This is a genomic window from Butyrivibrio sp. XB500-5, assembly GCF_003625505.1.
Classification (GTDB): Bacteria; Bacillota; Clostridia; order Lachnospirales; family Lachnospiraceae; genus Butyrivibrio.
In genome coordinates this window covers 46,788-63,210 of record NZ_RAIS01000001.1, presented here as the reverse complement: position 1 = coordinate 63,210, position 16,423 = coordinate 46,788, and the positions used below count along the sequence as shown (strand labels likewise).

General features: G+C 39.2%; 16 protein-coding genes. 15 read left to right on the top strand and 1 reads right to left on the bottom strand.

Going from position 1 to position 16,423, the window contains the following annotated elements; translation table 11 throughout:
• Positions 1-9 precede the first annotated feature (9 nt).
• The 15 genes from D6856_RS00305 (at position 10) to D6856_RS00235 (ending at position 15,248) form a co-directional block, all read left to right on the top strand.
• The gene (locus D6856_RS00305) at positions 10-1,014 is read left to right on the top strand and encodes a rod shape-determining protein (protein ID WP_092247073.1); all 1,005 of its coding nucleotides are present in this window, start codon (positions 10-12) and stop codon (positions 1,012-1,014) included.
• 2 nt (positions 1,015-1,016) lie between these two features.
• On the top strand, positions 1,017-1,883 hold the full coding sequence (gene mreC / locus D6856_RS00300) for a rod shape-determining protein MreC (protein ID WP_092247070.1): 867 nt from the start codon (positions 1,017-1,019) through the stop codon (positions 1,881-1,883).
• Between the two features lie 10 nt (positions 1,884-1,893).
• Positions 1,894-2,418, top strand: a complete 525-nt coding sequence (gene mreD / locus D6856_RS00295) for a rod shape-determining protein MreD (protein ID WP_120685272.1) — start codon at positions 1,894-1,896, stop codon at positions 2,416-2,418.
• Positions 2,411-5,311: a penicillin-binding transpeptidase domain-containing protein gene (locus D6856_RS00290; protein ID WP_120685271.1), complete on the top strand. Its 2,901-nt coding sequence runs from the start codon at positions 2,411-2,413 to the stop codon at positions 5,309-5,311. Before mreD ends, D6856_RS00290 begins: the two co-directional genes overlap by 8 nt.
• 12 nt (positions 5,312-5,323) lie before the next feature.
• A complete protein-coding gene (locus D6856_RS00285; RefSeq protein ID WP_120685270.1) occupies positions 5,324-6,433 on the top strand; it encodes an FtsW/RodA/SpoVE family cell cycle protein in 1,110 nt (369 codons plus the stop codon).
• A 19-nt stretch (positions 6,434-6,452) separates the two neighbouring features.
• A complete protein-coding gene (gene mgsA, locus D6856_RS00280) occupies positions 6,453-6,848 on the top strand; it encodes a methylglyoxal synthase (RefSeq protein ID WP_092247058.1) in 396 nt (131 codons plus the stop codon).
• Complete coding sequence (locus D6856_RS00275; protein WP_120685269.1) at positions 6,832-7,800, top strand: D-alanyl-D-alanine carboxypeptidase family protein; 969 nt, start codon at positions 6,832-6,834, stop codon at positions 7,798-7,800. Before mgsA ends, D6856_RS00275 begins: the two co-directional genes overlap by 17 nt.
• Positions 7,801-7,872: 72 nt before the next feature.
• A complete protein-coding gene (locus D6856_RS00270; protein ID WP_120685268.1) occupies positions 7,873-8,292 on the top strand; it encodes a twitching motility protein PilT in 420 nt (139 codons plus the stop codon).
• An 87-nt stretch (positions 8,293-8,379) separates the two neighbouring features.
• Positions 8,380-10,059 carry an HlyD family efflux transporter periplasmic adaptor subunit gene (locus D6856_RS00265; protein WP_158588785.1) on the top strand — a complete coding sequence of 560 codons (1,680 nt, stop codon included), beginning with the start codon at positions 8,380-8,382 and terminating at the stop codon, positions 10,057-10,059.
• A gap of 80 nt (positions 10,060-10,139) precedes the next feature.
• A complete protein-coding gene (locus D6856_RS00260; RefSeq protein WP_092247049.1) occupies positions 10,140-10,664 on the top strand; it encodes a cell division protein SepF in 525 nt (174 codons plus the stop codon).
• 77 nt (positions 10,665-10,741) lie between these two features.
• Positions 10,742-11,845, top strand: a complete 1,104-nt coding sequence (gene aroB / locus D6856_RS00255) for a 3-dehydroquinate synthase (protein WP_120685267.1) — start codon at positions 10,742-10,744, stop codon at positions 11,843-11,845.
• A gap of 12 nt (positions 11,846-11,857) precedes the next feature.
• On the top strand, positions 11,858-12,400 hold the full coding sequence (lspA, locus tag D6856_RS00250; RefSeq protein WP_120685266.1) for a signal peptidase II: 543 nt from the start codon (positions 11,858-11,860) through the stop codon (positions 12,398-12,400).
• A 5-nt stretch (positions 12,401-12,405) separates the two neighbouring features.
• Positions 12,406-13,335 (top strand): RluA family pseudouridine synthase, encoded by a 930-nt coding sequence (locus D6856_RS00245; protein ID WP_120685939.1) that lies wholly within the window; start codon positions 12,406-12,408, stop codon positions 13,333-13,335.
• Positions 13,336-13,390: 55 nt separating this feature from the next.
• Positions 13,391-14,032 carry a cytidylate kinase-like family protein gene (locus D6856_RS00240; protein ID WP_120685265.1) on the top strand — a complete coding sequence of 214 codons (642 nt, stop codon included), beginning with the start codon at positions 13,391-13,393 and terminating at the stop codon, positions 14,030-14,032.
• Between the two features lie 199 nt (positions 14,033-14,231).
• Entirely contained in the window at positions 14,232-15,248 is a 1,017-nt protein-coding gene (locus tag D6856_RS00235; RefSeq protein WP_120685264.1) for a tyrosine-type recombinase/integrase, read from the top strand.
• On the opposite strand, the gene D6856_RS00230 is transcribed toward D6856_RS00235, so the two are convergent.
• Positions 15,245-16,363 (bottom strand): D-alanyl-D-alanine carboxypeptidase family protein, encoded by a 1,119-nt coding sequence (locus tag D6856_RS00230; RefSeq protein ID WP_158588784.1) that lies wholly within the window; start codon positions 16,361-16,363, stop codon positions 15,245-15,247. The two genes, D6856_RS00235 and D6856_RS00230, sit on opposite strands and share 4 nt — an antisense overlap.
• Positions 16,364-16,423 lie beyond the last annotated feature (60 nt).

The following is a 16,423-nucleotide window of genomic DNA, read 5'->3' as shown; positions in this document are numbered from 1 at the left end:
GAGGAAGTTTTGAGTAATATTTTTGGAATCGACCTTGGAACCAGTAACATCAAGATTTATAACAGAGATGCGGATGGTCTGACAGTTGAAAAGAATATGATAGCTATCGAGAATAAGACTAATGTTTTCGCTTACGGTAATTCCGCATACGATATGTATGAGAAGGCTCCCGATAAGATCAGGATCTCTTATCCTTTGAACAGTGGTGTTATCGCTGATATCGAGCACATGGAGACTTTGGTCAAGCTCTTTATCACAGATCAGATGAAAGGTTCTGTTAAGCCTTGCGAAGTTTATATCGCCGTTCCCAAGGATGTAACAGAAGTTGAGAGACGTGCTTTCCACGATCTTATCAATGACGCCGGAATTAAAGCAAAGAAGATCATGATGGTCAAGAAGCCTCTTGCAGACGGACTCGGAATGAATATAGACGTTATGAATTCTCAGGGTGTACTTGTTGTCAATGTAGGTTATGACACTACAGAGATCTCAATTCTTTCACTCAGAGGTATCGTTGTCAGCAAACTTATAAAAGTAGGCGGCAAGAAGTTTGATGAGTCCATCAGAAATATCGTTCGTAAAGAGTACGGACTTCTTATCGGAGAGAAGACATCAGAGAACGTTAAGATTGCTCTCAAAGATTTTGAGAAAGAGGGTAAGGATGCTGTCGTTTACGGAAGAGACATCGTTACAGGTCTTCCCGTTGAGAGACAGATTCCTACAGAGCTTATTAACAGCGCGCTTGTTGAGAACTTCAACCAGATTCTTGATAACGTAAAGGCTACACTTGAGAAGACTCCTCCGGAGCTTGCAGCCGATATCTTTAAGCACGGTCTTTATCTCACCGGCGGTGCTTCACAGGTATGCCACCTTGCGCAGAGACTTTCTAACGGCGTAGGTCTTAATGTTAATATTGCCGAGAATCCCGTTGGATCTGTTGCTCTTGGTCTTGCCAAGATCATCAAGGAGGATCAGTACAAGGTTCTTGCTTACGGAATTGAAGAGGATAAGTAATAATGAGTCCCATAATCAAAAGAAGAGGAGAAGAATTTACTCTTCCGAGTAAATATCTCCTCTTTATTTTAACAGTGCTGTGTTCCGCACTTATATTGATCACATTTAATACAAACCTGTTTTCCGGACCGCTTAATTCGTTTGCAGGTGTTTTTGTTGTGCCTTTCCAAAAAGGAATAACAAAGGTTGGAACTCATATCAAAAATACTACGGACAGACTGGAATCAATAACCAAGCTTCTTGATGAAAACGAGAAGCTTAAAGCGCAGATTGATGATCTTACCAAAGAAAACACACTTCTTTGGCAGGAAAAATATGAGCTTGCGCATCTTCGCGAGCTTTTTGAACTCAAAAACGAGTATGCTGAATATCCGATGGTCGGTGCAACGGTTATCGGTAGTGATCCGGGTAACTGGTATAAATCTTTTGTTATCAATAAAGGTTCCGATGACGGCCTTTCGGTTGATATGAACGTTATCGCAGGAAGCGGACTTGTCGGAAGGATCATAGAAGTTGGCCCTTCATGGTCAACCGTCGAAACTATTATCGAAGATAAAGCCGCTGTCAGCGGTATGGTACTTGCAACAGGCGATAATCTTGTTGTTGAAGGTGATCTTCAGAGGTACAAAGACGGTGTTATTCGTTTTTCTTATCTTCATGATGACGGAGATGAAGTAACTACCACCAATAAGGTTGTAACATCCAATATAAGTTCCAACTACGTTCCCGGAATTCTTATCGGATATATTGAAGATATACAAGATGATTCAAACAATATTACCAAGTCGGGAACAATAAGACCGGTTGTTGACTTTGAACATCTCAGTGAAGTACTTGTGATTACAGAATTAAAAAAGAAAGCGAATTAATGTAAGGCTAATGAATATCAGACGAGTTATTGTTAACTTCATATTCTTATTGGCATCTTTTATCTTACAGTCGACCGTATTTCGGGCTCTGGATTTTGGCGGTATTGCTCCTAATTTACTATTGATATTCACCGCATCATTGGGATTTATAAAAGGAGACAAGGCCGGATTGTTAGCCGGCTTTTTTTGCGGACTTCTGTATGATGTGTTTTTTGGTGCTTATTTGGGATTCTATGCACTTATCTTTATGTATGTGGGATTCCTTATCGGCAAGCTCCATGAGATCTTTTTTTCAAATAACGTAGCTATTCCGATCACTTTTATCACAATTGCTGATTTTGTTTACGGATTTATATGTTATGTTCTTTTATTTATGTTTAGAAATAGGTTTGATATTAAGTTTTATATGATGAACATAATCATTCCTGAAGTTGTTTATACAGCCCTTGTAGCGATTATTTATTATCCTATCATCTTAAAGGTCAACAATAAGATTGATGAGATAGAACAAAGGAGCGCAAAGAAATTTGTTTGAGAATATAAAGGATGAATTTATAAAGTTCATAACATCCAGAGCCGTTATTGTATGCGGTTTAATTGTTTGTCTTGCCGGTATTATGATATACAGGCTTTTTTGGCTGCAAATAGTTAATGGTGATTATTATCTTGATTCATTCCAGCTTAAGATCACCAAAGTTAAGACCATTCAGCCTGCAAGAGGTAATATCTATGATGTTAACGGCAATCTTCTTGCTTATAACAAGGACGCCAATTCTGTTACCATTGAGGACGTTTACAAGTCCGGTAAAGGCAAGAACAAAGCTATTAACGATACCCTTAACGGACTTATCGATATTATCGAAGAGAACGGCGACAGCGTTGATCAGGACTTTAATATAATCATAAACGGAAGCGGAAACTATGAATACAATGTCACCGGTTCCGCACTTATCCGTTTTCTTGCTGATGTATACGGTCATGCCAAGACCGATGAGCTTAAATACGAGGAGAAGACCAAGACTGCCGAGGAAGTAATAGAAGATCTGTGTAAGAAATTCGAGATCGGTGAAAAAGAAGGCTCCGGTATAAATGCCAAATTTATTGCCGGAAAAGGTTATTCCAAGGACAGAGTTCTTAATCTTGTTATCGTAAGATACAAGATGTACAACAACAGTTATCAGAAATATATTGATACAACCGTAGCTTCTGATGTTTGTGAGCAGACAGTTGCCGATGTTTTGGAAAATGCCAGTATACTTGACGGTGCGGATATAGAACTCAGTACTGCCAGATATTATCCCGATTCCGAGTATTTCTCACATATTCTCGGATATACCGGTAAGGTTACTCCCGATCAGCTTGCCGAGCTTAAACAGGTTAACAAAAACTATGATTCCAACGATATTGTAGGTCAGTCGGGTATTGAGGAATCTATGGAGAGTGTACTTCAGGGAACAAAGGGTAAGGAGACACTTTCGGTTGATAATACGGGACGAGTTATTGAAGTTAACAGCTTTGTTGACTCTATAAGAGGTAATGACGTTTGGCTTACGATAGACAAGGATCTTACAGAAGCATGCTATAAGATCTTGGAGCAGTCTCTTGCAGGTATTCTTGTAAGAAAAATCCAAAACATCAAGGCTAATCCAGACAATGCGGATCTAGGTTCAAGTAATACGCCTATTCCGATTTATGATGTGTATTTTTCTGTGTTTGACAATGCCATTGTAGATATATCTCATTTTGATGATGAGGATGCAAAAGACACTGAGCAAAAAGTGTACCAGGCATGGCTTGCAAAGAAGGAAGAGGTTATTAACGGAATCAGGGTTGAGCTTAATGAAAAGCAGACACCTTATAAAGATCTTTCAAAAGAATATAAATGGTATATGACGCATATCTCCGATATGCTTGAGAGTGAGATTTTTAATTCCGATAAAATCGACAAAGAAGATGAGATGTACAAGGCTTATCATCTTACCGAGGAAATATCGCTTACAGAATACCTTAAATATACATATGCCAAGGGGTGGATCGATGTTTCAAGACTTAATCTTGACAATCAATATGCTTCTTCGGAAGAGGTTTTTGCACAGATAGTTGATTATATCGCCGGAGAACTTGGCGGCGAAAAGGTTACAAGTGAAGGTGTTGAATCTAATCCCGATCTTGATTTTGATGCAAGGCTTTATAAATATCTTTTGCTCGAAGATAGGATAAGCGGAACACAGGTCTGCAATCTTTTACTTGAGCAGGAGGCTGTTTCACTTGACGATGAGGAACGCGGACTCTGGGAAAGAGGAGGCGAGTCTTCATATACCTTTATGAGAAACAGGATTGAAAAACTTGATATCACTCCCGCGCAGCTTGCGCTTTATCCTTGCACAGGTTCTATCGTTATTACTGACGTTAATACGGGTGAAGTTCGTGCTCTTGTTTCGTATCCGGGATATGACAACAACAAGATGGCTAACGGCGTTGATGCCGCATATTATGCTAAACTTCGAAGTGATAAATCCAATCCTTTGTTTAATTATGCGACTATGCAGAAAACTGCGCCCGGATCTACTTTTAAGATGGTTTCCGCTACGGCCGGACTTAGTGAGAATGTTATTACTACGAGTTCCACTATCCATTGCGGAGGTATATTTACAAAGCTTGATGATAACAAGCCGCCCAGATGTTGGATACATCCGGGAAGCCACGGAGACCTCAATGTGACAGGCGGAATTAAGAATTCATGTAACGTATTTTTCTATGAAGTTGGTTACAGACTGGGTATTGTTGACGGAACCAATTCCTATTCATCGGATATAGGTCTTCAGAAGCTTGCCAAGTATGCGAGTCTTTATGGTCTTAATGAAAAGTCGGGTGTTGAGATAACTGAGTCAGAACCTCAGATTTCCGATAAGGACTCTGTTCGTTCCGCAATCGGTCAGGGTAGTGCCAACTATACGACCGTCAGTCTTGCAAGATATGTTACAACCGTTGCCAACAGCGGTAAATGTTTTAATCTGACTTTAATAGACAAAACGACAGATTCTAATGCCAATGTACTTGAGGATTACAGTGCAGATGTCAGAAATGAGATAGATATGCCTTCTGCATATTGGGATGCTATACATCTCGGAATGAGACAAGTTGTTCAGTCCAAGAAGATATACGATAATTTCGGTGTAAATGTAGCAGGTAAGACCGGTACTGCACAGCAGGAGGGTAAACCCAACCATTCGTTGTTTGTTTGCTATGCACCTTATGAGTCACCTGAGATCGCTGTTGCTACACGAGTTGCTAACGGTTATACATCCAGTTACGCAGCAGAAATCACAAAGAGAGTACTTGAATACTACTATAATCTTAAGGAAGACGAAGAGATCCTTTCAGGTACAGCTCAGACATTGCAGGATGGCGCAGCAAACGCAGATTAAAAGGAGATTTTAATGTTCAAGAAATACAAATTAAGTGAATATGACTTTTTCCTGGTACTTTGCGTTGTCGCGCTTACGATATTTGGATCCATGGCCGTAAATTCAGCAAGTCCCTCCACTATTTACAAGCAGATCGGTGGATTGGCTTTCGGCTTGTTCCTTATGATAGGTATCTCGCTCCTTGATTACAGCTTTATCCTCAAGTTATATCCGCTTTTTTACATGGTAAATGTAGTTGTTCTGGGCCTTGTACTTTCACCTTTGGGTAAAGAGCTCAATGGTTCACAGCGATGGATAGACGTGCTGGGAGTGCGGTTTCAGCCTTCGGAAGCTGCTAAATTATTATTGATTTTATTTTTTGCGCAGTTTATCATGAAATATAAAGATAAAGTTAAATCCTTTGGCTTTATCGTGATATGTCTTATACTTCTGGGACCGCCGGCTTTACTGATTTATAAGCAGCCCGATCTATCCACATGTATTATGATATCGCTTATTTTTTGCACGATTATCTTTGTTGCGGGGATCGATTGGAAGATTGTCGCAGCAGTTTTGGGTATTTCTGTACCCGCAGCACTGTTTGTAATCTACAATGCTATACAGGGCAGTAGCTTTTTGCTCGGTGGTTACCAGCAGAGACGTATTCTCGCTTGGCTTCATCCTGAGGATTACGCCAACCAAGAGGCTTATCAGACGCTCAATTCTATGATGGCCATAGGTTCAGGGCAATTGTACGGTAAAGGATACAATACCAATGAGATAACATCTGTACTTAACGGCGGATTTATTTCCGAGTCGCAGTCAGATTTTATATTTACGGTTATAGGGGAAGAGTTTGGTTTTATCGGAGCATGTTTTGTAGTCTTAGCTATTCTGATGATATCGATAAGATGCTTTATGATTTCGATGAAAGCCAGAGATAAAGCGGGTGAGCTGATCGCAGCCGGCGTAGGAGGATGGATAGGATTCCAGGGCTTCCTTAATATCGGCGTTGCTACCGGCGTTTTACCTAATACGGGTATTCCGCTTCCTTTTGTCAGTTCAGGACTGACTTCACTTCTTGCTACTTTTGCGGGAATAGGCTTTGTATTAAATATCAGACTACAAAGTAACAAGTATTAATCGGGGAGGGTGTAAATAGATGAATATTGCACTTATAGCGCATGACGCTAAGAAAAAACTAATGCAGAACTTTTGCATTGCTTACAGAGGTATCCTCAGTAAAAACGATCTGTATGCCACCGGAACAACCGGCAGACTTATCGAAGAGGTTACCAACTTAAGCATTCACAAATATCTTGCAGGACACTTAGGTGGTGCTCAGCAGCTTGGTGCAGCAATAGAGCATAATGAGATCGATCTTGTTATTTTCCTTAGAGATGCTCTTACTGTTAAGTCCCATGAGCCGGATATCAACAATGTTATGACTTTATGTGATATGCACAATATTCCTGTAGCAACCAATCTTGCTTCTGCGGAGCTTTTAATTAAATCTTTGGACCGAGGAGATCTTGAGTGGCGTGAGATGTACAAGTAAGCGTATTTCTTGTTGTGTACTTGTTCTTGCGGTTCTTTTGACGGGATGTAAAGGCGTATCTTATTCAGCCAAGTATTCTATTGACGAATCGGTATCGGGTAAAAGAGATGAGAATGTTTATCCTACATTTGCTTCAGATCTTTGTGTAGCCGATGAGGATAAGAAGCCCGAGGATTCCAAGCTTGAGATATCCGATAAGGCAAGTGCCGGTCTTTTTGACCTTACAAGAAAAGAAACCATATATGCCAAGAATATCAATCTAAGAGTCATGCCTGCCAGTTTAACAAAGGTTATGACTGCTTATGTTGCGCTTAAATATGGTTCGCTCGATGATGTTCTTACCGCAAATTCCGATGTCTATGTCAACGAGAGCGGTGCGCAGAAAGTCAATGTCAAAGAAGGAGATAAGATGACCCTGGATCAGGCTCTGCATCTTCTTTTGATCTATTCAGCCAATGACATAGCCAATCTTATAGCTTCAAATATCACAGGTCCTTCGGGAGAGGACTTTGTCACTCTGATGAATCAAGAGGCTAAAAATATCGGAGCTACCAATTCACATTTTGAAAATCCACATGGCCTTACCTCAGATGAACATTATGTCACTGCATATGATATGTATCTGATATTTAATGCTGCAATGCAGTACGATACGTTCAGTGAGATAATCAATATGACGGAGTATACAACCACTTACCAGGATGGCAAGGGCGGCACCAAGGATATTTCCGTTAAGAACACCAACGGTTTCTTATCGGGAGCCAAATCCGCTCCGAAAGGTGTTACCGTTATAGGCGGTAAAACAGGTACGACCAATGCGGCCGGTCATTGCCTTATCTTACTTGCAAGGGACGTTAATGGGGACCCTTACATCTCAGTAATCATGCGTGATGAGGACGCCGGAATTCTTTATACTGACATGGCTCGTTTGCTCGAGGAAATAGTAGGTTAAGGTTGTCTTTTAACGGGTAATATTTTATAATTAATTCATCTATAAAATTCTTACTTGCAGGAGGGTATGCCGATGGTTCAGTTAATTGTTGGGAAAAAGGGTAAAGGAAAGACCAAATGCTTATTGGACAAGGTTAATACCGAGGTTAAGAATGTTCTCGGCTCAGTAGCCTTTCTTGATAAGAACACCAAGCACATGTATGAGCTTAATAACAAGATTCGCCTCATTGTAGTACCGGAATTTATGATTTCTAATTCTGATGAATTTATTGGCTTCGTAAGTGGTATCATATCTCAGGACCACGATCTCCAGCAAATGTATTTTGACAGCTTCCTCAAAATTTCCTGTTTAGAAGGTCAAGATATCAGTAATACTATTGATAAGCTTGAAACTCTTAGTGAGAAGTTTAATATTGATTTTGTTCTCAGTCTCTCAATGGATGAGTCTGAGCTTCCGGAAGGTGTCAAATCTAAAGTTGTTATTTCACTTTAATTAAAGTATCAGTATATAAGCCGCGGAAAACTACCGCGGCTTATACATTTGTTTATTGCTAAAAATTATTCGTAAAGGTTGTGCACGATGGCTGATAATGGTAGCCGTAAGATTACAAGGTATCCCAAAAATCTGAATAACATCAACATTGGTATGATAATTTTTGCCGTAATGGCTCTTTATATCATTATCAGTGTTATTACCTACATGCGAAAAGACCATATTATCGGATATCAGGTTAATGAAGGGTCTTTGTCCACCAACAACATTTATGAAGCTATAGCTATAAGAGAAGAAAAAATAATCGCTTCCGATGCAGCCGGTTATGTCAATTATTTCCAGACTGAAGGAAGCAGAGTTGCGGTCGGAAATCTTGTATATACACTTGATGAATCCGGACAGCTTCTTGAGTATCTTAAGTCTCAGGGTTCCGAAGAGGTTTCGTTAAGTGATGAAGATCTGGCCGAGCTTAGATCACAGATAGTTAACTTTGATTCTTCTTTCGATGTTCACGATTTTTATACTGTATATGATTTTAAGATAAGCCTTGACGGTACGGTTCAGAAGCTTGCAAACGGAAGTATTCTTGAGAACATCCAGTCTCTCAATGAAGGCAGCGGTTCAATTAAATCGATCAATTATAAGAATTCTCAAGATACAGGTATTGTTGTTTATTCCGTTGACGGTTACGAGGATCTTAGACTTGATGCGATGACAGCCGATAAGTTTGATCAGACTCAGTATGAAAAGAAGCAGCTGATCAATAACAATCTTGTTAAAGCGGGAGATCCCGTATATAAGATCTGCACTTCGGAAGATTGGTCGGTTATAATTCAGGTTAAGGATCAGGATAAGTTTGAAGAGATCAAAAAGAAGGAAGAAGAGAGCGGATATATAAAGGTCAGATTTATTAAGAATCAGGACGAATCCTACGGTAAGGTCTCCACATTTACCAATTCTGACGGTGATAATTTCGTTATGTTGACCTTCACCAATTCGATGATCACCTTTTGCCGTGACAGATTCCTGAATATCGAGCTTATAACAGAGGATGAGAAGGGCCTTAAGATTCCCAATTCATCTATAGTAAATAAGAGCTTTTTCATTGTTCCGAAAGACTATGTGATCAAGCATAATGACGGTAACTTTGATGTTCTTAAAGATAAGTATGATGAACAAGGAAATGAAACATCTGAACTTGTGAATATATCAATCTATAATGAGACTACATCGGAGTATTATATTGATAATGAGGTTCTGAGAGCCGGTGATATTTTGATAAAGCCCGATTCCAATGATAGATATACAATTAGCAAGACAGATAGTCTGATCGGAGTTTATAATATAAATAAAGGTTATCCCGATTTCAGACAGATCAAGATCTTATATCAAAATGATGAATATTCGATAGTTAAGTCCAATACTATGTATGGACTTAATGCTTATGACTATATTGTTCTTGATTCCGCTACCGTTGATAAGAACGGTAAGAACGGAAAGAGCGATGAATCGGATAAATCCGATTCTAAAGAAGCTTCAAGCGAAGAAGATTCGACTGCGGTAAGCTCCGAAGCGGATTCAGGCGATTATTCCGATGAGGCTGCGGAAGAAAAATCCGAAGAAGCTTCCTCAGATAGTTCTGAAGCTTCTTCCAAGGATGAAGCTTCAGCAAGTAAATCCGGAGAATCTGCTGCTGATTCTTCATCGTCGGCTTCTTCAACAGAAAACAAGGCTTCGGCTGAAAAAACCAACGAAAAAACACAATAAGAATTTGACATTTTATGTAAAACTACGTTAATATTAGATGGGATTTTGTTGGGAATAATAAGAGTTAGGAGTTTGATATTATGAACGTAATGGACAAGTTTTTAAAAGCAATTCAGCTTACTGGGGATGATGAAAGCGGATATTACGATTCGGACGACGGCTACTATGATGGCGGTTCGAAAATTGAATCTTTAAGTAATTCAGCTCCGATAGGGAAGGACGATCCGAGCATAGAAATCTCGGAAGAGAAGGTAAAAAAGGTCGCTCCTAAGGTTGTACCTTCCAAGAGAAAGAATTTAAGCGGCGCAGGAATGGAAGTTTGCGTTATCAAGCCTACAAGCGTAGAGGATGCAAGAGAGATTACAGAGACTCTTTTGGCAAATCGTACGGTTGTACTTAATCTTGAAGGTCTTGATGTTGATATTGCGCAGAGAATCATCGATTTCACTTCCGGTTCCACATTTGCCATTTCCGGAAATCTGCAGAAGATTTCAAGATACATTTTCATCATCACACCGGCATCCGTTGATATTTCAGGTGATTTCCAGAATTTGCTTAGCGGATTCGGTGGCGGCATTTCAGAAGGACCACAGCAGATTGATTAAGTCAAGACAAGGCTGTTGACGGATGATTTCAGTCAACAGCTCTTTTTTGTATTTTTTACACGAAGGAGTAAGACATCATGGAGAAGTCTCTTACAGTTAATTATCAGGAAAAGCCGTGCTATGATATCATTTTTGATCGTAGCTTTGACGGCCTTTCGGGAGCGATAAAGAATCTTGGCTTTGAAAACAGAAAATTTGCCATTGTTACAGATTCAAATGTCGATAAGCTTTACTCAAAAGAGGTTGAGAATATCATTTCAGGAATCTCCGGTAAAGTTATAAAATGTGTGATCCCTGCCGGAGAGAGCAACAAAAATCTCTCAGAGATTGAGAAAATATATGAACAGCTTATACTTGAGCATTTTGACAGGCATGACCTTATCATTGCTTTGGGAGGCGGTGTTGTAGGTGATATGGCAGGCTATGCGGCTGCGACTTACCTTAGAGGAATCTCTTTTATCCAGATTCCCACTACATTACTTGCTCAGACCGACAGCAGTATTGGCGGTAAGACAGGTGTAGACTTTAAAGGCTATAAGAATATGATCGGCGCTTTCCATATGCCGAAGCTTGTTTATATGAATCTTTCTACTTTGAAAAGTCTTGATGAGCGTCAGTATATATCAGGCTTTGCTGAGGTTATGAAGCACGGACTTATTAAGGATGCTGAGTTTTACACATGGCTTATCGATAATCTCTATGAGATCTGCGAAAGAGATATTGATGTTCTTTCAGAGATGGTTCCCAGAAGCTGTGATATAAAGAGAAGAGTAGTGGAGAAGGATCCAACGGAAAAGGGTGACAGAGCGCTCCTTAACTTCGGACATACTCTGGGACATGCCATCGAGAAAGCCAAGAACTTTGAGCTTATGCACGGTGAATGTGTTGCTCTGGGCTCTGTAGCTGCAGCTTATATTTCCTGGAAGAAGGACATGATCTCGATGGAGGAGTATTACGAGATCAGGGATATGTTTGTTCCGTTCGGTCTTCCAATCTCTGTTGAGGATATTGACGTAGATGAGGTTATAAAGCTCACTAAATCCGATAAGAAAGCTGATTCTGATAAGATCAGGTTCATCCTTCTTAAAAAGGTGGGTAAAGCAGTTACAGATACCACTGTGACGGATGATGAGATGAAGGCAGCTCTTAACGAGATCCTTTATGTTGAAAATAATGATTAAAGAGGTTGATGTATGAATACTAAAATGTCTAAAAAGAAAAAGATATTTCTTTTGGCTGATTATCTTATGATCGCGCTCTTTGTATTTTTGGACCAGTTTACCAAGCACCTTGCTGTTAAACATCTTCAGGATAAGCCGTCGTTTAAGATTATTGACGGTGTTTTTGAGCTTAATTTTTTAAAGAACAGCGGAGCGGCTTTCGGTGTATTGCAAAATCAGAAGGTTTTCTTTATTCTGATCGCACTTATGATACTTATAATCATTTCATACGTTCTTTTCAGAATGCCTGATGATAAGAAGTATAATATCATGCACATTTTGCTGGTGCTTATTGCCAGCGGAGCTGCCGGAAATATGATAGACAGAATAAGATACGACTATGTTGTGGACTTTTTCTATTTTGTTCTTATCAATTTCCCGATTTTCAATGTAGCCGATATATATGTGACGGTTGCTACATTTCTTTTTGCAATTCTGCTTCTTTTTTATTATAAGGAAAATGACTTTAGCTTTTTGAGCTTCAGACAGCAAAAGAAGTTTAAGGAATTCAAATAATGAACATGGAAGAAAATAATAGTTTTGAGTATGTTGTAACCGATGAGTATGAAGGTATGAGAGTCGATAAGCTTATAAGTGAGCTTATTGACTCCTTTTCGCGTTCATACATAAAGAAACTGATAGATGATAAAAAGGTTGTTTGCAATGACAAGACGGTAAAAGCGAGTTTCGTTGTAAGTGAGGGTGACCATATTGTTATGGAAATACCTCCGATAGAGGTTCCGGACATATTACCGCAGGATATTCCGCTTGATATTTTGTATGAAGACGATGACGTACTGGTTGTAAATAAGCCTAAGGGGATGGTTGTTCATCCTGCTGCGGGTCATTATAAGGATACGCTTGTAAATGCCGTTATGTATCACTGTAAGGATAAATTATCGGGTATAAACGGCGTTATGAGACCCGGAATTGTTCACAGAATAGATAAAGATACCACGGGCTCCGTTATAATCTGTAAAAATGACAATGCACATCAGAAAATTGCGGATCAGCTTAAGGATCACACCGTAAATCGTGTATATCACGCAATTTGCTATGGGATCATAAAAGATGATGAGGGCGATATTGAGACTCTTATAGGGAGAAGTCCTTCTGACAGAAAAAAGATGGCTGTTGTCACATCGGGTGGAAAGTTTGCATCTACTCATTATCGTGTTTTAAAGCGCTTTGAAGGCGATAATTATACCTATATCGAGTGTAAGCTCAAAACAGGTCGAACACATCAAATTAGGGTCCATATGGCTCATATCGGGCATCCTCTTTTGGGAGACGATATTTATGCGCTTTCCAGGAAAAGCAAGTTCAATACGCAGGGACAGTGCTTGCATGCAAAGATACTAGGCTTTAAACATCCCACAACAGGAGAGTATATCGAGACCGATGCACCTCTACCTGAGTATTTTAGCCATTTGCTTGATGTTCTTAAATAATGTAAAATAAAAATACAGAGAAGTTCTTATATTATGCAAAAAAGGGGTGAGCAATATGAATACAGTGATCACTATCGGAAGACAGTTTGGTTCGGGCGGAAGAGAAATAGGAGAGATGGTTGCTGACCATTTTGGGATTAAGTGCTATGACAAGGAGCTTCTTTCAAGAGCAGCAAAAGAGAGTGGTTTTTGTGAGGAGATGATCCAGAATCACGACGAACGTCCCACTAATTCTTTTTTATATAATCTTGTAATGGACACTTATTCATTCGGCTATAATTCTTCAAGCTTTGTTGATATGCCGATCAGCCACAAGGTTTTTCTTGCACAGTTTGATACTATCAAAAAGATTGCTTCCGAAGGACCTTGCGTAATAGTAGGAAGATGTGCGGATTACGCGTTAAGTGAGTTTGCTAATGCGATAAATCTCTTTATCTACGGAGATGAGGACGCCAAGATAAGACGTATCAGAGAGCGCTTTGACGATATTAAATCCGACGATAAAGCCAGAGATATGATGAATAAGAAAGATAAGCAACGTCAGAGCTACTACAATTACTATTCTTCCAAGAAATGGGGAAGAGCCGACAGCTATGACCTCTGCATTAATTCAAGTAAGCTCGGTATCGAAGGTACTGTAAAATTTATCATCCAATATGTTGAAGATTTTGAGCAGGTTATGAGCAATAAAGCTTGATAATAATATGGATTCAAAAGGCATTTTGCTTATATGTAATAAAGATCATATGAGAGAATGCCTTTTTTGAGTAGATATACTTTTTCGCAAAATTCTAGTTTTACGAAAAGATAATATGTGATATAATGCCATTATAGACAATATATACGGTTTTAGCGTTTTTTTTCTATAAATGCTTTAGTTTTTGGGGGTTAATCCTATGCCTGCTTCTAAGATGAATTATTCCGACAAGATTAATGAGCTTCTTGCTCAGTTGCCTGATTTTGTATCCGACTTTATCTATAACTTCGGTCGTGTTGAAAATTATGCGACTAAGCTCGAATATTGTCGTGACATAAAAACGTATCTTGAATTTATCACGAATTTTCTTCCAAAATACTGTGATAAATCCATCAAAGAAATCACTCTTAAGGATCTTGGCGAAATTGAGGTCCTTGATATCAACAGATTTCTTACAACGCTTGCCGGTAATCACAAAGAAACTACTGTTAAAAGAAAACGTGCTTCGCTATCAAGTATGTACGGATTCTTCGTAGCTACAGGCAAATTATCAAGAAATCCCATAGCCGCTACCAAGACAATTAAAATCCCCGAAAAGGATGTTATATATTTAACAAACGATGAGCAAAGGATTTTGCTTGATACTGTTCGTCACGGTACACATTTGCATGATTCTGTCGCAAAAGTCCATTATATCTATGCTGACAGGGATTCTGCGATGTTTATATTATTATTGGATACGGGGCTTCGTGTATCTGAGATGCTTGATACGGACATTATTGACTATAATCTTGAGGATTGCAGCGTTGTTGTGACGCGTAAAGGCGGTGATACTCAGGTTATTTATTATTCAGATGAATGCAGGGATTATCTTGATATCTACTTCTCTTCTCAAAAAGCTAAATACGGTCTATCCAACTCTTCTCTTAAGTTTCCCGCTTTTACAACAACAACGGGTAACAGACTTGGAGTAAGGGCTGTTGAGATGCTTGTAAAGAAGTATGTATCTGTTTGTTTACCGGAAAAAACAAGGATAATATCGCCGCATAAGCTGCGTTCAAGCTTTGCAATGAGCTTTTATGCAGCAAGCGACAATAACATATTATTACTTAAGAAAAAGATGAATCATAAGAGTATACAGACCACCAATATCTATGCGAAAGCGTCTGATACAGCGATGAAGGATTCGAGATCTCTTTTGCAGGGACTACGTTAACTAGTATAATTGGAATAAATATCCACATGATCGTAAATACATCTCCAAGGGCTATAACTGTCTGCTGTGACACAGATATAGTGATTGCCGTTATTTGAAACCTGATAGCTGGCACCACAACAGCCGGACTGATTAACAAAGCCTGTCTTGGCACCTGCTACTTGTCCGTGGGTGTCCTTATCTTCTATCCTACGTAAGAACCAATTTGATATGGTAATTCCTTCCGGATGTTCGGAAGTCGGAGAAGTGACATAGGTTCTGGTATTAAGGATCTCATGACATAGTTCGTTCTCTTCCGCTGCCTTTAAGATCATTGCCATGTCCATAAGAGTACAATAATGATCTTCGTCATAGATACCTATACAATTGGTAAAATGCGCGGTGTCTGAAAGGCCGAGTTCATCAAGCTTCTCATTCATAAGCTTTACGAATTCTTCCTGTGAACCTGCGACGTACTCGGCAAGACACATGGACGCATCTGCGCCTGAAGGAAGTATCGTTCCGTATAATAAATCCCTGATAGTAAGCGTATCACCAACTTTAAGTCCAACACAGCTACAATCGTTGCTGTAAACGTAATTCCCGATTTCCTGAGTCATAGCAAAGGTATCATCAAGATTATCGATATGCTCAACAGCAACAAGAAGTGTCAGTATCTTAGTCATTGATGCGGGATTGATCTTAACATTCCCATCCTTGGAAGCAATAACCTTACCGTTATCAAGATCAAGCAAAAGTGCGTAGGTGCTGATCGTGTTCTCACTCGAAATATAAGCGGTATCATCGCTTAATGAGACTTCATAGCCTTCAAAAAAAGATGATGCATCTTCAGATTTTTTTAGAAAAGGGTTCTCTTCTTCCTTTTTTTCTTCTTCTTTTACTATAGTATCAACAACAGTCAGTTCTTCCGTAGAATTATCGGGAGGAACAACTTCTTCTTTTTTGTGTGTGACTTTTTTTATAAGTAAAACCAATCCGATTATACAAAATAAGAGAATTGCGATAAGTAATATAAAATGTAAGATGATCTCTTTTTTGCGACGCGCTTTATATTCAGAAGCGGATAATCTTTCTCCGTTTCGTTTTCTGTAATGTGCTTTTCTATAATTTCCCAATATAAACTCCACCCTAATATAAAAAATACAACGGTACAATAGTATCATCTATCGACCGTT